At 72.0% G+C, this 22,240-nt stretch carries 15 protein-coding genes; 5 read left to right on the top strand and 10 right to left on the bottom strand.

Going from position 1 to position 22,240, the window contains the following annotated elements:
* Positions 1-11: 11 nt before the first annotated feature.
* The 7 genes from ACUP6Y_RS13150 to ACUP6Y_RS13180 form a co-directional block, all read right to left on the bottom strand.
* Positions 12-950 (bottom strand): SMP-30/gluconolactonase/LRE family protein, encoded by a 939-nt coding sequence (locus ACUP6Y_RS13150; protein WP_462551168.1) that lies wholly within the window; start codon positions 948-950, stop codon positions 12-14.
* A gap of 13 nt (positions 951-963) precedes the next feature.
* Positions 964-1,668, bottom strand: a complete 705-nt coding sequence (locus ACUP6Y_RS13155; protein ID WP_462551169.1) for a DUF3105 domain-containing protein — start codon at positions 1,666-1,668, stop codon at positions 964-966.
* Positions 1,665-1,964 (bottom strand): thiamine-binding protein, encoded by a 300-nt coding sequence (locus ACUP6Y_RS13160; protein WP_462551170.1) that lies wholly within the window; start codon positions 1,962-1,964, stop codon positions 1,665-1,667. Before ACUP6Y_RS13160 ends, ACUP6Y_RS13155 begins: the two co-directional genes overlap by 4 nt.
* A gap of 93 nt (positions 1,965-2,057) precedes the next feature.
* Positions 2,058-4,874, bottom strand: a complete 2,817-nt coding sequence (locus tag ACUP6Y_RS13165; RefSeq protein ID WP_462551171.1) for an aconitate hydratase — start codon at positions 4,872-4,874, stop codon at positions 2,058-2,060.
* A 131-nt stretch (positions 4,875-5,005) separates the two neighbouring features.
* Entirely contained in the window at positions 5,006-6,919 is a 1,914-nt protein-coding gene (locus ACUP6Y_RS13170; protein ID WP_462551172.1) for an ABC transporter ATP-binding protein, read from the bottom strand.
* 47 nt (positions 6,920-6,966) lie between these two features.
* The gene (locus ACUP6Y_RS13175) at positions 6,967-8,904 is read right to left on the bottom strand and encodes a YhgE/Pip domain-containing protein (protein ID WP_462551173.1); all 1,938 of its coding nucleotides are present in this window, start codon (positions 8,902-8,904) and stop codon (positions 6,967-6,969) included.
* The gene (locus ACUP6Y_RS13180) at positions 8,901-9,512 is read right to left on the bottom strand and encodes a hypothetical protein (RefSeq protein WP_462551174.1); all 612 of its coding nucleotides are present in this window, start codon (positions 9,510-9,512) and stop codon (positions 8,901-8,903) included. The genes ACUP6Y_RS13175 and ACUP6Y_RS13180 overlap by 4 nt, the downstream gene beginning before the upstream one ends.
* A gap of 159 nt (positions 9,513-9,671) precedes the next feature.
* Here ACUP6Y_RS13180 and ACUP6Y_RS13185 point away from each other — a divergent pair, with 159 nt between their 5' ends.
* The 3 genes from ACUP6Y_RS13185 (at position 9,672) to ACUP6Y_RS13195 (ending at position 14,286) form a co-directional block, all read left to right on the top strand.
* A complete protein-coding gene (locus tag ACUP6Y_RS13185; protein ID WP_462551175.1) occupies positions 9,672-12,479 on the top strand; it encodes a LuxR C-terminal-related transcriptional regulator in 2,808 nt (935 codons plus the stop codon).
* Positions 12,480-12,599: 120 nt separating this feature from the next.
* Positions 12,600-13,295: a hypothetical protein gene (locus tag ACUP6Y_RS13190; RefSeq protein ID WP_462551176.1), complete on the top strand. Its 696-nt coding sequence runs from the start codon at positions 12,600-12,602 to the stop codon at positions 13,293-13,295.
* Between the two features lie 139 nt (positions 13,296-13,434).
* Positions 13,435-14,286, top strand: coding sequence for a GNAT family N-acetyltransferase (locus ACUP6Y_RS13195; RefSeq protein WP_462551178.1), 852 nt, complete (start codon positions 13,435-13,437; stop codon positions 14,284-14,286).
* Between the two features lie 236 nt (positions 14,287-14,522).
* Here the strand turns inward: ACUP6Y_RS13195 and ACUP6Y_RS13200 are convergent, their stop codons facing one another.
* Complete coding sequence (locus ACUP6Y_RS13200; protein ID WP_462551179.1) at positions 14,523-15,719, bottom strand: class I SAM-dependent RNA methyltransferase; 1,197 nt, start codon at positions 15,717-15,719, stop codon at positions 14,523-14,525.
* Complete coding sequence (locus tag ACUP6Y_RS13205; RefSeq protein WP_462551180.1) at positions 15,716-17,755, bottom strand: APC family permease; 2,040 nt, start codon at positions 17,753-17,755, stop codon at positions 15,716-15,718. Before ACUP6Y_RS13205 ends, ACUP6Y_RS13200 begins: the two co-directional genes overlap by 4 nt.
* A 69-nt stretch (positions 17,756-17,824) precedes the next feature.
* Here ACUP6Y_RS13205 and ACUP6Y_RS13210 point away from each other — a divergent pair, with 69 nt between their 5' ends.
* Together ACUP6Y_RS13210 and ACUP6Y_RS13215 are read left to right on the top strand one after the other, a co-directional pair.
* Positions 17,825-18,490 carry a potassium channel family protein gene (locus ACUP6Y_RS13210; protein WP_462551181.1) on the top strand — a complete coding sequence of 222 codons (666 nt, stop codon included), beginning with the start codon at positions 17,825-17,827 and terminating at the stop codon, positions 18,488-18,490.
* Between the two features lie 25 nt (positions 18,491-18,515).
* On the top strand, positions 18,516-19,190 hold the full coding sequence (locus tag ACUP6Y_RS13215; protein WP_462551182.1) for a potassium channel family protein: 675 nt from the start codon (positions 18,516-18,518) through the stop codon (positions 19,188-19,190).
* A 1-nt stretch (position 19,191) separates the two neighbouring features.
* On the opposite strand, the gene ACUP6Y_RS13220 is transcribed toward ACUP6Y_RS13215, so the two are convergent.
* Entirely contained in the window at positions 19,192-22,239 is a 3,048-nt protein-coding gene (locus ACUP6Y_RS13220) for an IPT/TIG domain-containing protein (RefSeq protein WP_462551183.1), read from the bottom strand.
* Position 22,240: the final 1 nt, after the last annotated feature.

Below are 22,240 nucleotides of genomic sequence, written 5' to 3' on the forward strand. Positions count from 1 at the left end.
AGTCTAGGCGGTCACAGATCGGTGAACGCGATCGCGGGCTCGTGCAGGCTGCCCAGCCAGACCCGGCCCTCGTGCTCCCGGACACCGGTGACCATGTGGTACGCCGCACCGTGGTCCGCGGGGTCGAGGTCGAGGTCGTGGACGAGGGTGCCGCGGTCGTCGTACGCGACCACGCGGACGGTCCGCTTCGGCTGCGGCTGGAGCGCGGCGGGCAGCCGAGTGGCGAGCTTGCGCAGCGCCATCGGCCCGCGCTGCAGTCGTTCGACGAGCGGATCGACGGGGCTGGCGATGGTGACCCAGATCAGGCCGTCCGAGCCGCGGGCGATGTTGTCGGGGTAGCCCGGCAGGTCGGCGGTGAGGAAGTCACGCGTGCCTTGCCGGTCGCCGCCGAGCCAGTGCCGGACGACGGTGCGGGCGCCGGTCTCGGCGACACAGACGAAGTCGCCGGCGGCGGAGAGCGCCACCCCGTTCGCGAACGCCAGCCCGTCGAGGACGACGGCGACCGTGCCACCGGGGTCGCGGCGCAGCAGCCGGCCGGTGCGGGTGTTGCGGACGAAGTCGTCCTTCCAGCGGGCGATCCCGAACTCGGTCGACGAGTCGGACCACCAGATGGTGCCGTCCTCGGCGAGCGCGGCGTTGTTGCAGAACACCATGGTCGTGCCGCCGACCTCCCCGGTGATCAGCTCGACCTCGCCCGTGCTGGGGTCGACCCAGAGCAGGCCGCGCCGGGCATCGCACACCAGCAGCCGCCCGTCGGGCGCGAACTCGATGCCCAGCGGCCGCCCGCCGGTGTGCGCGACCCGGTCGACCCTCGCGCCGTCGGGACTGACCCGGAAGATCGCGCCGTCCTCGGTGCCGGTGAACACGCAGCCGCGGTCGGGACCGGACGTCGCCACGACGACATCCTCCGCGCCGTGGCCGGGGACGGGGAGCACGGTGAGGGAGGTCACGTGGCGACCCTACTCAGACGACCGGGCCTCCGGGCGGCGGCAGGTCCGCCGGGTCGACTCCCCCGTGACAGGAGGCGAACGGCTCCGGCGCGGTGTCGCCGGAGCCGAACTCCGCCACGAACAGCGCGATCCGCGGGTCGTCCGGGCCGGTCAGCGCGAGCTGGCGACCCCAGACCGTGATCACGACCGGCGCCTCCTGGTCGTCGTACGGCGACAGCATGCCGTTGTCCGGCAGCTGGTCGGCGAGGATCTGGACGTCCGCGGCATCGACCGCGTCGCGGCGGTAGGTCAGCCAGACGGTGCCGTGCTCGAGGTCGTGGACCGCGTTGACGTCCGGCACCGGCTCGTCGTAGACCCCGCACTCCAGCCAGGCCGGCGCGTGGTCGCCGCCCACCGGCGGCTTCTGCGGGTACTCGAGCTCCTCGCCCGGCGCCAGGTGCTGGTTGGTGAGGCCGCCGTACTCCTCGACGGCGGCGAGGGTGCTCGTGTCGACCGCCTCGGCCGTGTCGTCTCCCGCGGAGGCGCCCTCGTCGTCGTCTCGGATCAGCACGAGCGGCACCAGGATCGCGGCCGCCAGCACCAGCACGGCGGCCAGCACGGCGAGCACGATCGGCAGCGGCGAGCGCTTGCGCGGCGGGGGCGGGGGCAGGAAGCCGGGTGGCGGACCGTACGGCGGCGGGCCGTACGGCGGCGGGGGCGGGAAGGGCGGCTGGGTCACCGCTCGAGCGCTCGCTCGACCCGCTCCACCTTGGCGGTGAGCTCACCGGTGAAGCCCGGCCGGATGTCGGCCTTGAGCACCAGCCCGACCCGCGGCGACACCTCGGCGACCACGTCGACGGCCCGCTTGACGACCGCCATCACCTCGTCCCACTCACCCTCGATCGTCGTGAACATCGACGTCGTCTCGTTGGGCAGCCCGGACTCGCGGACCACCCGGACCGCGGCGGCCACCGCCTCGGACACGCCGCCGGTGTCGTCGGCGGCGGAGGGACTGATGCTGAACGCGACGAGCATGCACCCACCGTAGCCAGTCGGGGGGACACAACGTCATTCGTTCCGTGGGCGATCGCCCACGGAACGAATGACGTTACGCCGGGAAAGGCGGCGTCAGCCGCGCAGCAGGTTCCGCAGCACGTACTGCATGATGCCGCCGTTGCGGTAGTAGTTCGCCTCGCCGGGGGTGTCGATGCGGACGACCGCGTCGAACTCGACGCCGGTGTCGGTGGTGACCTTGACCGTCGAGGGGGTGGTGCCCTCGTTGAGCCCGGTGATGCCGGCGATGGAGAAGGTCTCCTCGCCGCTCAGGCCGAGCGACTCGGCGTTCTCACCCTCGGGGAACTGCAGCGGGATGACGCCCATGCCGATGAGGTTGGAGCGGTGGATGCGCTCGTAGCTCTCGGCGATGACCGCCTTGACGCCCAGCAGCGAGGTGCCCTTGGCGGCCCAGTCGCGCGAGGAGCCGGAGCCGTACTCCTTGCCGGCCAGGACGACGAGCGGGATGCCCGCGGCCTGGTAGTTGACCGACGCGTCGTAGACGGTGGTCACCGGGGCGTCGCCCAGCGTGAAGTCGCGGGTGAAGCCGCCCTCGGTGCCGGGTGCGATCTGGTTGCGCAGGCGGATGTTGGCGAACGTGCCGCGGATCATCACCTCGTGGTTGCCGCGGCGCGAGCCGTAGGAGTTGAAGTCGCGGGGCGCGACGCCGTTCTCCGTGAGGTACCTGCCCGCGGGCGAGTCGGCCTTGATCGAGCCGGCCGGCGAGATGTGGTCGGTGGTGACCGAGTCGCCGAGCTTGAGCAGCACGCGGGCGCCGTCGATGTCGGCGACCGGGGCCGGCTGGTCGGGCATGCCGTCGAAGTACGGCGCCTTGCGGACGTACGTCGACGCCTCGTCCCAGGTGAAGGTGTTGCCCTCGGGAGTGGGCAGCGAGCGCCAGCGCTCGTCTCCCTTGAAGACGTCGGCGTAGGAGTCGGCGAACATCTGCGAGTTGATCGCCCCGGCGATGGTCGACTCCACCTCGGCCGGCGAGGGCCAGATGTCCTTGAGGTAGACCGGGTTGCCTTCGGTGTCGGTGCCGAGCGGGTCGTTGAACAGGTCGACGTCCATCGAGCCGGCCAGCGCGTAGGCGACGACCAGCGGCGGGGAGGCCAGGTAGTTCATCTTGATGTCGGGGCTGATCCGGCCCTCGAAGTTCCGGTTGCCGGAGAGCACCGAGACGACGGCGAGGTCGTGCTCGTTGACGGCGGCGGACACCTCGGGGATGAGCGGGCCGGAGTTGCCGATGCAGGTGACGCAGCCGTAGCCGACCAGGTTGAAGCCCAGCTTGTCGAGGTACGGCGTCAGGCCGGCCTTCTCGTAGTAGTCGCTGACGACCTGCGAGCCGGGCGCGAGGGTGGTCTTGACCCACGGCTTGCGGGTCAGGCCCTTCTCGACGGCCTTCTTGGCGAGCAGCGCGGCGCCGATCATGACCGACGGGTTGGAGGTGTTGGTGCAGGAGGTGATCGAGGCGATCGTGACCGCACCGTGGTCGAGCGTGAACTTCGTGCCGTCCTCGAGGGTCACCTCGACGGGGCTGCTCGGCCGACCGCCGTCCTCGGGCGCGCAGCTGAGGTAGTCCACGGCCGGGGTCTGTCCGTCGGCGCCCACCGTCGCCGGCGGGTCGGAGGCGGGGAAGCTCTCCTCGAGCGCCTCGTCGTAGGCGCCCTCGGCGGTGTGGCCGTTGGTGACGTAGTCGGTGAGGGCGCCGCGGAAGGACGGCTTCGCCTCGGACACCAGGACGCGGTCCTGCGGACGCTTGGGGCCGGCGATCGAGGGCACGACGGTCGCCAGGTCGAGCTCGAGCTTCTCGGAGTAGCGCGGCTCGGCGTCGGGGTCGAGCCAGAGGCCCTGCTCCTTGGCGTACTTCTCGACGAGCGCGATCTGCTCCTCGGAGCGCCCGGTCAGGCGCAGGTAGGTCGTGGTCTCCTCGTCGATCGGGAAGACCGCGATCGTGGAGCCGAACTCCGGCGACATGTTGCCGATGGTGGCGCGGTTGGCCAGTGGCAGCGCGGAGACGCCGGGACCGTAGAACTCGACGAACTTGCCGACGACGCCGTGCTTGCGGACCATCTCGGTGATGGTGAGCACCAGGTCGGTGGCGGTGGAGCCCTCGGGCAGCTCGCCCGACAGCTTGAAGCCGACCACGCGCGGGATCAGCATGGAGACGGGCTGGCCGAGCATCGCGGCCTCGGCCTCGATGCCGCCGACGCCCCAGCCGACGACGCCGATGCCGTTGACCATGGTGGTGTGGGAGTCGGTGCCGACGCAGGTGTCGGGGTAGGCCAGCAGCTCACCGTCGACCTCACGGGTGAAGGTGACCCGGGCAAGGTGCTCGATGTTGACCTGGTGGACGATGCCGGTGCCCGGCGGGACGACCTTGAAGTCGTCGAAGGCGCCCTGGCCCCAGCGCAGGAACTGATAGCGCTCGCGGTTGCGCTCGTACTCGATCTCGACGTTGCGCTGGAACGCCTCGGGCGTGCCGAAGACGTCGGCCATGACGGAGTGGTCGATGACCATCTCGGCCGGCGCGAGCGGGTTGATCTTGGTCGCGTCGCCGCCCAGGTCGGCCATCGCCTCGCGCATGGTGGCGAGGTCGACGACACAGGGGACGCCGGTGAAGTCCTGCATGATCACGCGCGCGGGCGTGAACTGGATCTCCTTGTCGGGCTGGGCGGTCTCGTCCCAGCCGGCGAGGGCCTTGATGTCCTCGGCCGTGATGTCCGCGCCGTCCTCGGTACGGAGCAGGTTCTCGAGCAGCACCTTCAGCGAGAAGGGCAGGCTCTCGACGTCGAGGCCCTCTCCCTTGACCGCGTCGAGGCGGAAGATCTCGTAGGACGTGCCGTCCACGTCCAGGGTGCTCTTGGCGCCGAAGCTGTTCTTGCTGGCCATCGCGTCTCCGTCCACATCGACTTCATCGTTGTCGGTAGGTCTGCTGTTCATCCTGCCGCCGCGAGTGGCGGATCGGATAGTGAGGCTGACCTAAGTCTGCAGCGACATCGGAACCCCGATATCTCTTGATATCAAGATACACGATCGGCGGGCACATCACCACGGGCACCCGCCTCGTCCGGCGCGTCCTGCGCGAACTGGGTCCGGTGCAGCTCCTCGTAGCGGCCCCCGGCCGCGAGCAGCGCGGCGTGCGTGCCGCGCTCCACGATCCGGCCGTCCTCGACGACGGCGATCAGGTCGGCGGCCCGGATCGTGGAGAGCCGGTGCGCGATCACCAGCGCGGTCCGGCCGGCCAGCGCCTCGGCGAGCGCGGCCTGCACCGCCGCCTCCGAGGTGGAGTCCAGGGACGCGGTCGCCTCGTCGAGGATGACCACCCGCGGCTGCTTGAGCAGCAGCCGGGCGATGGTCAGCCGCTGCCGCTCACCGCCGGAGAGCCGGTAGCCGCGCTCCCCCACCACCGTGTCGAGCCCGTCGGGCAGCGCGCGCACCAGGCCGGCCAGCCGGGCCCGGGTCAGCGCGTCCCACAGCTCCTCCTCGGCGGCCGAGGGCCGGGCCAGCAGCAGGTTGCCGCGGATGGTGTCGTGGAACAGGTGGCCGTCCTGGGTGACCATGCCGACCGCGGCGCGGATCGAGGCGGCGGTGAGGTCGCGCACGTCCACCCCCGCCAGGCGGACGGCGCCCGCGTCGACGTCGTACAGCCGGGACACCAGCTGCGCGATGGTCGACTTCCCCGCGCCCGAGGAGCCGACCAGGGCCACGACCTGACCGGGCTCGGCACGCAGCGAGATGCCGTGCAGCACCTCCTCGCCGCCGCGGGTGTCGAGCGTGGCGACCGCCTCCAGCGAGGCGAGCGAGACCTTGTCGGCCGCCGGGTAGGCGAACCGGACGTCGTCGAGCTCGACCGCGACCGGCCCGTCCGGCACCACCCCAGCGTCCGGCCGGTCGGTGATCAGCGGCTCGAGGTCGAGGACCTCGAAGACCCGCTCGAAGCTGACCAGCGCGCTCATCACCTCCACGCGGGCGCTGGCCAGCGCGGTCAGCGGCGCATAGAGCCGGGTCAGCAGCAGGGACAGGGCGACCACGTCTCCGGCGTCGAGCGTGCCCTGGAGGGCCAGAGCGCCGCCGAGCCCGTAGACGACGGCGACCGCGAGCGCGGAGACGAGCGTCAGCGCGGTGACGAAGGTGGTCTGCACCATCGCCGTCCGGACGCCGATCTGGGCGACCCGCTCGGCGCGCGCCGCGAACTCCGCCGACTCCTGCTCGGGCCGTCCGAACAGCTTGACCAAGGTGGCGCCCGGCGCCGAGAACCGCTCCGTCATCTGGTTGCCCATGGCCGCGTTGTGGTCGGCCGCCTCGCGCTGGATGCCGGCCAGCCGGTGGCCCATCCGCCGCGCCGGTACGACGAACACCGGCAGCAGCACCAGTGCGAGCAGGGTGACCTGCCAGGAGATGCCGAGCATCACGACCAGGGTCAGCACCAGGGTCACCAGGTTGCCGACCACACCGGACAGGGTCTGGCTGAACGCGCGCTGCGCCCCGATCACGTCGTTGTTGAGCCGACTGACCAGCGCGCCGGTGCGGGTCCGGCTGAAGAAGGCGACCGGCATCCGCTGCACGTGGTCGAACACAGCGGTGCGCAGATGGAGGATCAGGCCCTCGCCGATGCTCGACGACAGCCAGCGCGCCACCAGCCCGAGCCCGGCGTCCAGCACCGCCAGCACCGCGATCGCCAGCGCCAGCCGGACGACGACCGAGCGGGCATCGCCCGCCACGATCGCGTTGACGACGCGGCCCGCCAGCACCGGGGTCGCCACCGCGAGCCCCGCCGTGACGACGCTGAGCACCACGAACCCGACCAGCTTGCGGCGGTGCGGACGGGCGAAGCGCCAGATCCGCCTTGCCGTCGCGGCGCTGAACTCCCGCTCCTCGTCCGGGCCGTTCATTCCCCGGTACACCTGATTCCAGGCGATCGACTCCATGCTCATGTCGGCGACCGTAGAACCTCAAGCCGACATGAGGACAAGTCCGCGCCCTACAGCACCACGGTGGGCTTCACCCGGCTCGGCGTCCACACGCGGTGCCGGCGCGCGACCAGCGAGGTGAGGACCAGCGCACCGAGGAGGTACGCCGCCAGCACCAGCACGGCCGTGGACGCCCGGGCCGGGTCGCCGCCGTACATCAGCTGGCGCAGGCCGTCGACGGCGTAGCTCATCGGCAGCACCTGGTGCAGCCAGTGCAGTGGCTCGGGGATGGTCTGCCACGGGAAGGTGCCCCCGGCGGTCACCAGCTGGAGCACCATCAAGACCAGCGCGAGGAACTGGCCGGGGGTGCCGAGCAGGGCGTTCATCAGATGCACGATCGCGACGAAGGTCGCCGAGATGAGGATCATGAACAGCCAGGTCCGCAGGCTCTCGACGATGCCGACGTCGAGGGTGAGCGCCACCACGGCGAAGGCGAGGGTCATCTGCGCGGCGCCGATCAGGGCGGGCGGCAGCCAGCCGCCGACGGCGATCCGCAGCGGGTGCTGGTTGGCGGCCAGGGCCCGGCTGGAGAGCGGCCGGACCAGCAAGAAGAGCACGTAGCCGCCGATCCACGCCGCCAGGGCCAGGAAGAACGGCGCCAGGCCGGCGCCGTAATTGCGCGCCGCCGCGTCGCTGCGGGCCCGGACGTCGATCGGGTTCGCGATGGTCTCGGCGATCCGCTCGCGCGACTCCGCGGTGGTGGCGGGCACCTTCTGCACTCCGGCGGCCAGGCCGTCGCGCAGGGTGCCGGCGCCGGTGGTCAGCTGGCGCAGCCCCTGGCGCAGCTCGACGGTGCCGTCGTGCAGGGCGCCGGCCCCCTTGTCGAGTCGCGCGGCTCCCGTCCGCAGCTCGCCGGCGCCGTCACGGGCCTGACGGATCCCGGCGACCAGCGCCGGGGCGGAGCGGGCCAGCTGGTCGGCCCCGTCGGCCACCTGGTCGGCGCCGTCCGCGAGCTGGTCGAGCTGCTTGCGCACCTCGCCCGCCTTCGTGTCGGCGCCATGCACCTTCGCGCCGACCCGGTCGTAGACCGCGAGCAGCCGGTCCTGGGCGCCCGGGTCGATCCCGAGCTGGGTCATCTGGGCCACGAGGTCGGCCCGGCCGCCGTCGTACGCCTTGCGGGCCTCGTGGACCGCGCCGGCGATCTTGGTGCCCGCGTCGGCGACCTTCCGGTCGCCGGCGGCCACCTGGCGCGCGCCCGCGGCCAGCTGGCGGGCCTGCTGCGGCAGCGCCGCGGTCCGCGTGGTGAGGGTGGTCAGCCCGTCGTGCAGCCGGGTGGCGCCACCGTTCAGCTGCCGGGTGCCGTCGGCGAGCCGGGCGCTGCCGTCGACGAGCCTGCGGGAGCCCTTCCGGGCCTGCTTGAGGCCGTCTTGGAGCTGGCCGGCGCCGTCGGCGCCCTGCTGGAGCCCCTGGCGCACGTCGGCGATGCCGAGCAGGAAGGTGCCGACCGCCTCCTGGGAGACCTTCTGGCCGATCGCGTCGCGCACCTTGGTGGCGACCGTGGTGGCGATGGTGGTCGACAGGTAGGAGTTGGCGTCGTTGGTGAGCATCGTGATCCGCGCCTGCTCGGGATCCCCGCCCGAGCTGCTGGTCAGGGCGGCGGAGAAGTCGCGCGGGATCAGCAGCGCGAAGTCGTAGGTCCCGTCGTCGACCCCGGCCTTCGCCGTGGTCCGGTCGACCTCGTGCCAGCCGAAGTCGGCCGACTCCAGCAGCTGGTCGGCCACCTCGCGGCCGGCCTCGAGCCGGTTCCCGTCGAGAGCGGTCGCGCCCGCGTCCTCGACGACCAGAGCCGTCGGCACCCGGTTCAGCGCGGCGTAGGGGTCGTGGTTGGCGTAGAGGTAGAGGCCGGCGTAGATCGTCGGCACGGTGACCAGCGCCAGCACGGTGATCCGGCCCATCCGGATGCTCAGCAGCCGGGACAGCTCGCTCCAGGCGATGCGCAGGGTGTTCACGCCGCACCCCCGATCGCCGCCGTGCGGACGACCTCGCCGGCCAGGTCGACCGCCTCGCTGACCGTGACCAGGACCCCGAGGCCGTCGTCCGCGGCGGCTCGCACGGGCGGCCACCAGTCCCGCCGGTGCAGGCCGTGCCGGTCGGGAGAGACCAGCACCAGGAACCGCGCGCCGGGCCGGGCCGCCCCCAGCTCGGTGAGGGAGCGGACCCGGTCGGCGGGCGGCACGTCCTCGGTCCGCAGTCCCGGCCCGGTGGCCAGTCGGTGCGCGCGCAGCCACGACGACGCCGCCCGCGGGCCGGCCGGACGCCCGGCCAGGGCGAGCTCCTCGGCGACCACCACCCGGAACGGCATGCTGTCGTCCGGCTCGGTCACGCCCGGTACGTCGACCAGAGCCACCGCCCGCTGCAGCGCTCCGGGCGACGGGTCCTCCCCGACGACCACCGTGCCGCCGGTCAGGCGCAGCCGCCCGGCCAGCGCGAGCGCCAGCGCCACGTTGCCGTGGCCTGGTCTGCCCACCGCAACGACCACCTCGCCGGGGACCAGCTCCACCGAGGTCGCCTCCAGCAGTCCCGCGACCGCACCGTTCGTCATGACCAGGTTCGCCATGACGGCCAGTCTGCCGCGAGCCCTGCGCCACTCCGGGGAGGTGGGCGTCAGCAGCGCGACGCAGTCGACGTGGTGCGTCGTCGCGAAGGCGCCGACGGCATCGACGTGAACGCGATCGTTCGCGTCCCCGGCGCGCAGTCCCGGCCCTACGCTGAGGCCATGCCTGCGCTGGAGGCCAAGCTTCGGATACCGGCCGCTCGTCGAGCGCTGGTCTCCCGCCCGCGCCTCGTCGACCAACTGCCCCGCGACGCTCAACCCGGTGAAGCGTCGCCGCGGCTGGTGCTGGTCGCGGCACCAGCCGGGTTCGGCAAGACCACGCTCCTCACCCAATGGCTCCGCGCCACCGCCGACTCGGGCACGAGCCACGCTCTGCCGCGCATCGCCTGGCTGTCCCTGGATGCCGAAGACTCCGACCCCCGTCGCTTCCTCGGCCACCTCATCGCAGCGCTGCAGACAACCAGTCCGCCCGCGACCGTGTCCGGCGAGCTCGAGCTCGGCGCCGAGGCAGTCCACCTGCTCGAGGCTGACACCGGACCGTTCGAAGACGTGCTGGTCAGCCTCATCAACGACCTCGACACCCAGGACGGACGGATGGTCATCGCCCTGGACGACTACCACCTCATCGAGAAGGCAGAGGTCCATCAAGCGGTCGGGTTCCTGCTCGACAACCTGCCGCCGCAGGTCACCATCGCCATGACCACCCGCGCCGACCCGCCGCTCCCCGTCGCCCGCCTCCGCGCCCGCGGAGAGCTGGTCGAGCTCCGCGCGGGCGAGCTTCGCTTCACCCACCACGAGACCAGCCAGTTCCTCAACGACACCATGGGCCTTCACCTCGCCCCAGCCTTGGTGACCGCGCTCGGCGAGCGAACCGAGGGGTGGGCTGCCGGCCTGCAGCTCGCGGCGCTCTCCGCCCGCACGCGCGGCGACGACACAGCCGAGGTGACGAGGTTCGTCGAGTCGTTCTCCGGCAGCCACCGCTTCGTCCTGGACTACCTCCTCGACGAGGTTCTCAGTCGTCAGCCCGATGAAATCCGCACGTTCCTGCTTGCCACGTCCGTCCTCACCCAGCTCACCGCCGGTCTCTGCGACGCCGTCACGGGCCGCACCGACAGCCAAGACCTCCTCGAACAGCTGGAAGCACACGGCCTGTTCGTCATCGCCCTCGACGAGGAACGCCGCTGGTTCCGCTATCACCACCTCTTCGCCGACGCTCTGCGAGCCAGAGTGCCCAGCGACCTTCCCGGCCGCGCCGATGCCCTCAACGCCGCGGCCGCCCGCTGGCTGACCGATGCCGGGCTCCTGGCCGACGCCATCCACCACGCCCTCGTCGCGAACGACCACGACTACGCGGCCGACCTGATCGAACTCGCACTCGGCGACCAGCGACGACGACGCCAGGACACCACCCTGCGCGGATGGGCCACCTGCCTCGACCTCGACGTCGTCCGCGACCGACCGCTCCTGGCCACATTCGTCGCCTGGAGCCGCCTGGCCCACGGAGATGTCGACGGCGTCGAACCGTGGCTCGACGCGGCCGACGCCCGCATGGACACCTACCGGCCCGCCCCGTTCCCGTCGCACGGGCCGCTCGCGACCGCAGTCGCCGATCGTGACGCCGAACTACGTGAATTGCCGGCGACGGTGTCGGTGTACCGAGCCGCGGTCGCCCAGGCCCGCGGCGACACCGACGGCACCGTCGCCCAGGCTCGCCGCGCCCTGACCCTTGCCGGGCCGGCCGACCACTTCGCCCGCGGCGCCGCCTTCGGGTTCCTCGGCCTGGCCGCGTGGGCCGCCGGCGACCTCGAGACAGGTGTCGACACCTTCAACGACGCCATCGCCAGCCTCGAGGCGGCCGGCATGCGTGCCGACGCGCTCGGCTCCACCGTCGTCCTCGCCCAGATGTGGCTCGGCCGCGGCCAACCGCACCGGGCACGCGGTCTGTACGAGCGCGCCATCGCGGAGGCGGAGAAGGAGTCCGGGCCGTGGCTGTCCACGACCGGTGACCTGTACGTCGGTCTTGCCTGCGTCCTCTGCGAGGAAGGCGACCTCGACGCAGCCGAACAACACCTCCATACGGCCCGCAGCCTCGGCGACCGAGCCTCGCTGCCGGAGAACCGGCACCGCTGGTTCACCACGGCCGCAGCCGTGCGTCGCGCCCGTGGTGACCTCGACGGCGCCGACGCGCTTCTCGGCCAGGCTGAAGCGCTGTACCTGCCGGGCTACTTCCCCGACGTACGCCCCGTCGCGGCAGCCCGGGCGCGGGTGTGGGTGATGATCGACCGGCTCGAGGACGCCCGCGGCTGGGCCCGCGGCCGAGGGCTCTCGGACTCACCGGGGACGGCCGGCGCCGACGGCCCCGTGCCGTACCTGCGTGAGTACGAGCTCCTCACCCTCGTGCGGCTGCGGTCGGCACAGGGTGCCCACGCCGACGCCAAGGCAATCGCCGGCCGGGTCCTCGACGCAGCCGCGCGCGCGGCACGGAACGGGAGCATTCTCGAAGCCCACCTCGCCCGTGCCCTCGCCCACCACGCCGCCGGAGACCTCGATGCGGCAGCCGTCGACATGGCCGCAGCCCTCACCCTCGGCGTTGCCGCCGGATACCGCCGGCTGTTCCTCGACGAAGGTCCCGCCGCTCACGAGCTCCTCGCTCACGTGGCTGGTCAAGGCCCACCCGAGGCGGGCGACTACGCCCGGCAGCTCCTCACCACCCCATCAGGACCCGATGCACCCACCCCCCGAGATGCCCCCGGACTTGCCGGTCCCTCAGCCGGCGCGCCGGGACTGAGCGACCGAGAGCTCGACGTGCTCCGGCTTCTCGCCTCGGAGCTCACCGGTCCCGAAATCGCTCGGCACCTGTTCGTGTCGGTGAACACGCTGCGCACCCACACCAAGCACGTCTTCACCAAGCTCGACGTCAACACCCGCCGCGCCGCAGTTCGACGAGCGAGCGAACTGGGCCTCCTCTGACCCGCCTGCACACATCACCCACCCGGTCACATCACATGGTGATGTGCGCTCACCACGTCGATTCCTAGCGTTCTCGACATCGCCAGGCAGCCGCCTGGGACCCGATACCAAGGACTCGACATGACCCTCACAAGCAGCCGTCTCACCGCCGCCGCCGGTGCGTGCGCCGTCGTCGCCGGCGCCCTGTACGCCGTCGTCCAGATCAATCACCCGCCCGCCGATCTCGCCCACATCACCAGCCTCGACTTCCGGGTCCGCGAGATCGCGAAGATGACCATGGCGGCCCTCACCATCGCCGGGCTCACCGGGATGCTCGTCCGCAACCGTCACCAGCTCGGCGTCCTCGGCGCCGTCAGCTACGTGCTCGTCGTCATCGGCTACCTCGCCATGTTCGCCAACCAGGTCATCGTCGCCTGCGTCCTCCCCACCCTGTCGGAGACCGACCCCCGCTACGTCCAGGCCTACCTCGACGCAGCCCTCGCCAAGACCTCGGGAGCCGAGCTCGGCGCCGTTCAGACCCTCTTCATGGTCACCGGCATGGGGTACTCCATCGGCGGCCTCCTGTTCGGCATCGCCCTCTTCCGCGCCGGCATTCTGCCCCGCTGGGCGTCGCTCCTGTTCTCCTACGGCACCGTCTCCGCCCTCGCCCTGGCCGTCCTTCCGGAGTCCTTCAACCGGCCGTTCGCCATCCCGGTCGGCCTTGCGCTCGTCGGCCTCGGGTCCTCGCTGTGGCGCAACCGGGTCGACACCCCCACAACCGTCGCCGCTCGGGGCGTCGCGACCGGTGCGGGCTGCGACGAGCCCGTGGGCCGGTGACCGGCCCCACCACCGCGACGACACGCACCAGGCGGCCCTCGGGGGCCGGCTGGCCTGTCGCGGTCGCCTTGGGGGCCATCCGCCGCGCCACCCACGACGGCGGGGGCCGGTCCGGTGTCGACCTGCGTGCCGGTGCCCGATGAGGGCCCCCGACACCGTCGCATACGAGATGACGGTGCGAGGCCACCTTGACGATCACTGGAGCGGACGGCTCGGCGGCTTCTCCATCACGCGGGCTGCCGACGGGACCAGCACCCTTGCCGGCACGGCCGACCAGGCCCAGCTGCACGGAGTCCTCACGGGACTGCGCGATATCGGAGTCGAGCTTCTCCGCCTGAACACCGTCGACCCTGCCAGCCGCGTGTGTGCGCTGTCCCGACCCCTGCGCACCGACCGGCTCACCTTGCGTCCCGCCACCATCGCAGACGTCGAAGCCACCTGGAGCTACCGCCGGCTGGACGAAGTCAACGAATGGCTCACCGGCTGCCCCGACACCCTTGACGGCTACCGCGATCTGTTCACCCGGCCCGCCCGGCTCGCCACCACCGTCATGGTGGAGCTCCACGACGGCACCACCGTCGGCGACGTCGTGTTCCGCCGTCACGACGCGTGGTCCCAGACCGTCGTCGCCGACCGTGCCTCCGGAAGGCAGGTCGAGCTCGGTTGGGTCCTCGACCCCGTCCACACCGGCCGCGGGCACGCCACTGAAGCCGTCCGCGAACTCCTCCGCCACAGCTTCGAAGACCTCGGCGTCCACCGCGTCACCGCTGACTGCTTCGCCGCCAACGAAGCGTCCTGGCGCCTCATGGAACGTCTCGGTATGCGTCGAGAAGCCCACGCCCGCCGCGATGCGCTGCACCGCACCGGGCACTGGCTGGACTCCCTGACCTACGCGCTCCTCGCCGACGAATGGCCCACCGAGCCGCGCCGGGACGTCCTCGGGAGCCGGACATCCGGAGCAGAGCATCACCCACCACAGGAGATGTCATGACCGCCACGGCCGAGCCGCGCACCACAACGACACCCGCGCTGTCCCTGCGCCGCCTGCACGCGATGCGCGGCCAAGCGATCATCGGTGTGCGGTCGCGACCCGGGATGCAATGGGCTCCAGCGCGACGACCTACGACTCTCCCGATGCGGACGCGGCTCGGCTGCGCGCCGCCGTCGAATCCGTCGCCACGCATGATCGGCCGATTCTCAGGACCGACCGCGAGGACCCCATGCGCATCAGCGCAGATCAGGGCCACTTCTTGTCAGCAGGGCGACGCACTCGACGTGGTGTGTCATCGGGAACAGGTCGAAGGCACGCAGCGACGCGAGCCGATAGCCGTGCTCGGCGAAGATCGCGACGTCCCGCGCCAAGGCGGAGGGGTCGCAGGCGACGTACACCACCGCGCGCGGGCCGCGCGCGACGACCTGCTCCACCACGGCCCGCTTGGCCCCTGCCCGCGGCGGGTCGAGCACCACCAGGTCGGCGTGGCCCCAGACAGCGGGAAGTCCCGCTGCCAGCACGGACGCCACATCGCCGGGCACCGCGGTGATCCCCGGGCAGTTGCGCTCCGAGAGCGCGGAGGCGGCCCGATCGCCCTCGACCGCGGCCACCCGGCCGGTGGGTCCGACGGCGTCGGAGAGGAACCGGCAGAACAACCCGACACCGGCATACAGGTCGAGCGCGCTCTCCCCCGGTCGCGGGTCGAGGGCCTCGAGCACGGCGCCGACCAGGGCCTCCGGGGCGCCCGGGTGGACCTGCCAGAAGCTCGCCCCCTGATCCGGCGCGGTGGCGACCTCGAACGCCCTCCCCCGGACCTGGTACGACGGACCGGCGGGCGCCTCGAGCAGGCACGCCTCGACCGGGATCACGTCGTGGGAGCGGTGCTTGCGCATCCCGCGGCCGCCGTCGGGAAGCGGAACGTAGCGCTGGCGGGTGCGCCAGTGCAGCCCGTCGTGGTCACCGGGCACGGCCTCGACCGTCACCTCGACGTCGAGCCGGGCCAGGCGGCGCAGCTGCTCACGGACGACGTCGGCCTTCAGCAGGCGCTGGGCCGGGACCGCGACGTGCTGGAGGTCGCAGCCGCCGCACAGCCCGGGGCCGGCGTACGGACAGGGGGCGTGTACCCGGTCAGGCGAGGGCGTGAGCACCTCGACGGCGTCGCCACGCCAGAACCGGTCGCCCTCGGTGCCCTCGGTGATCTCGACGACGACCCGCTCGCCGGGCAGCGCGTGCCGGACGAAGATCACCCGGTCTCGGGACGGTCGCTGCGCGACCTCCTCGACCTCCTCGACCTCCGGCGCGACCCGCGCGACGCAGTGGCCGCCGTGGGCGACCGGGCCGACCTCGGCCTCGAACCGGCGTCCGACCACCGAGTCGCCACGCGCGGTCCGGGCCCGCGGCCGCCGCGGGGGGCGCCGGGCGGGCCGGCTCATCTCCGGCCCCGCCGGTCGTTGCCGCGGACCCGTCCGCGCCGCAGGTCGCCGGCGTGGATGCGGTGCTCCTCGCGCTCCTCGCGTTCCAGCGCGATCTCGGAGGACCGCAGCTGGTAGGGCACGGAGATGACCATGACGCCGGGGCTGAACAGCAGCCGGCCCTTGAGCCGCAGCGCGGTCTGGTTGTGCAGGAACTGCTCCCACCAGCGGCCCACGACGTACTCGGGGATGAAGACCGCCACGACGCCGCGCGGGTTGGCGCGGCGGATCGCGGAGGCGTACTCGACGATCGGCTTGGCCACCTCGCGGTACGGCGAGTGGAGCACCTTGAGAGGGATGCCGGTGTTGCGCTCGTCCCACTCCTCCAACAGCCGCGCGGTCTCCGACTGGTCGACCGACACGTAGACGCCCTCGAGCGCGTTGGGCCGGGTCGCCTTCGCGAACGCCAACGCGCGCAGGGTCGGCTTGTGCAGCTTGGAGACGAGCACCATCGCGTGGACCCGGGTCGGCAGCGCCTTGTCGGTCTCGTCGGCGGCGAGCTCGCGCTCGACGTTGTCGTAGTGCCGCTTGATGCCCTTCATCACGGCGAAGAAGAAGCCCATCGCGAGCACGGTGATCCAGGCGCCGGCGAGGAACTTGGTCAGCAGCACCACGACCAGGACGACGGCGGTGAAGGACAGGCCGACCGCGTTGATGGTCCGCGAGCGGTAGATCCGCCGACGCTCGGCCACGTCGCGCTCGGTGGTGAGCACGCGGGTCCAGTGCCGGATCATGCCGAGCTGGCTGAGGTTGAAGGAGACGAAGACGCCGACGATGTAGAGCTGGATCAGCTTCGTGGTCTCGGCGTCGAAGGCGATGATCAGCATGATCGCCATCAGGGCCAAGAAGACGATGCCGTTGCTGTAGGCGAGCCGGTCACCGCGGGCGCCGAGCGCGCGCGGGGCCAGGCCGTCCTTGGCGAGGATCGAGCCGAGCACCGGGAAGCCGTTGAAGGCGGTGTTCGCGGCGAGCACCAAGATGACGCCGGTGACCGCGACGACGAAGTAGAAGCCGGGGCTGAAGTCGGAGAACACCGCACGCGCGATCTGCGCGATCACCGCGTGCTGGTCGAAGCCGGCGGGCACCGGACTGCCGTCGCGGGTCAGCCGCTCGAACTCGTGGGGATCCACGAAGCGGACACCCATCTGCTTGGCCAGCACGATGACGCTGATCATCATGGTGATCGCGATCAGGCCGAGCAGCAGCAGCGTCGAGGCGGCGTTCTTGCTCTTGGGACGCCGGAACGCCGGGACGCCGTTGGAGATCGCCTCCACACCCGTCAGGGCCGCGCACCCCGACGAGAATGCGCGAGCCAGCAGGACCACCAGCCCGAACGTCGTGATCGGGTCCTCCCAGCCCTCCTTCGGGGTGATCTCGAGGTCGGCGCTCTCGGCCAACGGCAGCGAGCCGGCCGCCATCTCGAAGAAGCCGAACGCGCACATGCCGAGGATCGCGAACATGAACAGGTAGGTCGGCACCGCGAAGAAGGTGCCCGACTCGCGGATCCCGCGCAGGTTCATCGCCATCAGCAGCAGGACCAGGACCACCGCGACACTCGCCTCGTGGTGCTGGAACGCGGGCAGCGCCGACGCGGCGTAGTTGGCGCCCGAGGAGATCGACACCGCGACCGTGAGGACGTAGTCGACCAGCAGCGCGCTCCCGACCGTCATGCCCGCCGTGGGCCCGAGGTTGACCTTCGCCACCTCGTAGTCGCCGCCGCCGGAGGGGTAGGCATGCACCGTCTGGCGGTAGGAGGCGATCACCGCCGCCATCACGATCGCGACGGCGATGCCGATCTTCCACGACCAGATGTACTGCGAGGCGCCGGCGATGGCCAGCATGATGAAGATCTCGTCCGGGGCGTAGGCCACCGACGACAGCGCGTCACTCGCGAACACCGGGAGCGCGATCCGCTTGGGCAGCAGGGTCTCCCCGAGCTGGGCGCTGCGGAGCTTGCGTCCGAGGAGGATGCGCTTCGATACGTCTCCGACACCCACGAGCGACAACGGTAGGGCATCGCCGCCGGCCGTGCCGCCGCGCATGGTGCGTGGGATAGCGTGCTCACCGTGCATGTCGTGATCATGGGCTGCGGCCGGGTCGGCTCGACCCTGGCCCGCAGTCTCGAGGACCGTAACCACACGGTGTCGATCATCGACTCCGAGCCCGATGCGTTCCGCCGCCTCGGCCCGGGGTTCAACGGGGACAAGATCCCCGGGATCGGCTTCGACCAGGAGGTCCTGGAGAAGGCCGGCATCCGGCGGGCGGACGCGTTCGCGGCCGTGTCGAGCGGTGACAACTCCAACATCATCGCGGCGCGGGTGGCCCGGGAGACCTTCGGGATCCAGCAGGTCGTCGCCCGGATCTACGACCCGGGCCGGGCCGAGGTCTATCAGCGACTCGGCATCACGACGGTCGCGACGGTCAAGTGGACCGCCGACCAGGTGCTGCGCCGGATCCTGCCGGCCGGCGCCGAGCCGGACTTCCGCGACCCGTCGGGCACCATCCGGGTCGACCACATCCCGGCCCCGGAGGTCTGGGTGGGCGCTCGGGTGGGCCAGCTCCAGGAGCAGGCCCGGTGCCGGGTCGCCTGGATCGACCGGCTCGGCGAGGGCCTGCTGCCGGACCGCGACAGCGTCATCCAGGAGGGCGACATGCTCCACCTGGTCACCCGCGAGGAGTCCGCGGACCACGCCTACGAGGTGCTCGGCCGTGGGCCCGAGCACGGTGACTGAAGCAGCCCGAGGGAGCCACGAACACATGAGAGTCGCCATCGCCGGAGCAGGTGCCGTGGGTCGCTCGATCGCCCGCGAGCTGATCGAGAACGGCCACGAGGTCCTGCTCATCGACAAGTCCCCGTCCTCGATCCGGCCCGAGCGCGTGCCCGACGCCGAATGGCTGCTGGCCGACTCCTGCGAGCTGTCGTCGCTGGAGGAGGCCCGCCTCGACAAGTGCGACGTGGTCATCGCCGCCACCGGCGACGACAAGGCCAACCTGGTCACCGCGCTGCTCGCCAAGACCGAGTTCGGCGTGCCGCGCACCGTCGGCCGGGTCAACCACCCCAACAACGAGTGGCTGTTCACCGAGGCGTGGGGCGTCGACGTGAACGTGTCGACCCCGCGGATCATGTCCGCGCTGGTCGAGGAGGCCGTGAGCGTCGGCGACCTGGTGCGCCTGTTCACCTTCCGCAAGGGCAACGCGAACCTGGTCGAGATGGTGCTGCCGGCCGACTCGCCGTACGTCGGCAAGGAGTCCGGTCTGATCCCGCTGCCGGAGAACTGCGCGCTGGTGTCGATCCTGCGCGACGGCCAGGTCTACGTGCCGACCCCGGAGCAGCCCGTCGAGTCCGGCGACGAGCTGCTGTTCGTCGTGCCGGCCGAGGCCGAGGACGAGCTCGAGCGGCTGCTGGCCCCGGGCTCGCACCCGGAGAAGTAGCTCACGGCACCCGGTAGGTCTCCCCGGTCTCCACCGAGGCCAGGAAGACCTGCGGGTACCAGCCCGTGCTTGCGGGCAGGTCGTTCGAGCTGTGCACGAACGCCGCCCACCGGCCGTCGCCGCCGATGCTGAGCGACGTGCCGTCGAAGGTGGCCGGGCTGCCGTCACCGGCCCGCGGCAGGAAGGTCAGCGGGAGGCCGTCCGGGTCGTACGACGCGTCGCGGTCCCACACCACGGGAGCCCCGTCGCAGCCCACCAGGCGCCCGTCGCCGCTGAGCGTGGGCTGCGCGACGACGGGTCCGGCGGCCTGGCACGGGTTGGCCGGCGCGTGGGTCATCGTGCGGACGTCGCGGTCCCACACGTAGAGCGCGGGTGCGGTGGACGCCGCGGGCTCGACCAGGTTCGCCGCGTCCGACAAGAAGGCCACCGTGGTCCCGTCGTCGCTGATCGCCGGGTGGCTGGAGTCGGGATAGTCGGGCTCGCCGCCGCTCGGCGTGCGGCTGATCCGCGTCGCGGTGCCGGACCTCGCGTCCCACAGGCACGCGGCCATCAGGCTGGAGCCGTCCTCGGTGGCGTACCCGCGGAAGACGACATAGCGGCCGTCGGCGCTGATCGCCTCGGCACCGCTCGAGGCCTGGTCGTAGCCACCGGGACAGGCGTCGACCACGTCGGGCTCGGAGGGCGCGAACCGGTCGACCCGATGCACCTCATGGTGCCCGGCGACGGTGGCGGTGTAGGTGAGGTACCGCCCGTCCCCGCTGAGCGAGAGACGGGTACCGGGCGCGAGCTCGCCGGACACCGACAGCCGGGTCAGCCCGTTGCCGGTGCGGGCCAGGAGCCGGTCCCAGAGGAAGACGTCCGCCTTGCCATTGCCGTCGCCCGGCACCAGGTCGTCGGCCTCGGAGACGAAGGCGACGAACCGGCCGTCGGCGTTGGTCGCCGCCGCCGACGAGGCACCCTCCGGCAGCGTGCCGTCGGGACGGACCGACACCCACGCGAAGTCGCCGGTCGTGTCCCAGGTCGCGATGACCCCGCGCGCCGGCTCAGGCGTGACCATGGTGTAGGCGAGGTAGCGGCCCGTCCGGTCGAGCGACGGCTCGACCGACATCGCGACCTGCGGGAAGAGACTGAGCCGGAAGGTGCGCTGGGCGGTCCGCTGGGCCTCGTCGAGGAAGCTGACCGTCACCGGGTAGACACCCGGGACGGCCTCCGGCGCTGGGATGCCCGAGACGTGTGCGCCGGCGAGCTCCAGGCCGGCCGGCAGCCCCACGGCCGACCAGGTGCCGACCCGGACGTCGGCGAGCGCCAGGGGCACGTCGTACGACATCCCGATCCGGGCGCCGGGCAACGCCGCGGTCGTGATGAAGGGCGAGGTCGCCGGAGCGAGATCGGTGGTGACCGCCAGGGTGTTCGCCGGGTAGGCCAGGGTCGTGGCGACGTCGGAGCCGGTCTGGAAGAGGGTGAAGACGGTCAGCAGCCCGTTGATCCGCTTCATCGCCTTGGCCCACACGCTGAGATCCTGGAAGACCCCGGCGTCGTAGAACGCGTCGCCGAGCTCGGCGCGCAGGATGCGGCCGATCGCGCGGCCGTCGCCCAGACAGGTCATCGCCCCGCCGACGGAGGACAGCAGCTCCGCGACCGATCCGGACAGGCCACCGGGCGGCAGGCAGTGCGCGACCGCGACGGCCGCGATCAGGGTGCTGTGCACCGACCCGGCACCGAGCACCGCTGACAGCGCGACCTCCATGCCCTGCGCGGCGAGCCCGTAGAGGAAGGCGCTGGCGTCGAGTGAGCCCTGGATCGTGAACTGTCCGTCAGCGCCGGCCACGTCGTCCACGCTGAAGGTGAACGCCGCCTGCTGGCCGGGAAGGAGCAGCACCGTGTGCTCGCCGGCGAGACCGGAGAGGTCCATGGCCTGGAGGAGCTGCTCCTCGAAGCCCTCGGCCCCGGACAGGGCGAGGGCCGACCAGGGCACCGGCACCGTCAGCAGCAGGCCGTGGCCGCGGTTGTTGGTCACCTTGACGACGTACCGCTCGGAGTCCTGCGGGTCGTGCCCGGTGCAGACGAGGAGCGGGTAGTCGAGCTCCTGGTCCTCGTCGAGATAGGTGCTGCCGGTGACCCACGCAGGCGGGTCGCCGACACAGGTCGGCCGCTCGCCCCGGGTGCTGAACAGCTGGCCCGCGGCCCGGGCCACGTCTCCGCCGACCCAGGTGGCGAACGACTTCGGGCTCAGGTGGGTGACCTGAGCGGTGGCGCTGCGCCGGTCGGCGGAGATCTGGGTCGCCAGCGGGACGAGGGCCTCGCTCTCAGGGTCGCCGGAGAAGAACGAGGCGTCCTGGCCGGACGGCAGCGGCGTCGCGAAGTGCCAGGTCATCGTCAGTGGGGAGCGCGGCTGGCCCGAGCTGAGGTCGAGGTCCCCGAAGTCGACGACGTCCAGGTCGTCGGTCAGCGGGCCGCGGCGGGCGGGGGCCGGCGTCCAGGTGAGCGTGGCCGGGACCGCGCCCGCGGCGCCGGCCGGCACCCGCACCTCCAGGGCCGACCGGCCCCACAGCACGGCGTCCTCAGTCGCCGAGATCGGCACCGACACCGCGGCGTCGCCGCTGTCGTTCGGCTCGGGATCCGGGTCGGAGTCCGGGTCCGGAGTCGGTGGGGTCGGGATGGTCGGCGGGGTCGGTGTCGGCAGTCCCACGCCCCGATAGGTGAAGCGGGCCTTGCGTGAGCGGGCGCTGCTGCGGGACCCGTTGACCACCCGGATCCGGACCGTGCCTGGCTGGGCCGCCGCGGGCGCTCGCGCGACGAGGAGGCGCGAGGACCTCATCCGCACCTTCGCCCGGGTCGTGCCGAAATAGACCTTGGTGCGGCGCGTGAAGCCCCGGCCGCGGATCCGCACCTGCGTACCGCCGGCCTGCGCGCCCTGGGCGGGCGTCACCTTGGTCACGACCGGGCGCGCACCGGCCGCGGACTGCGCGGGCGGCGCTGCCGCCAGCGCTCCGAGCACGACGAGCAGCGAGATCGCCGCTCCCAGCCACCGGCTCCGAGCCGCGTCCATC

The organism is Nocardioides sp. S5-5, from assembly GCF_054954065.1.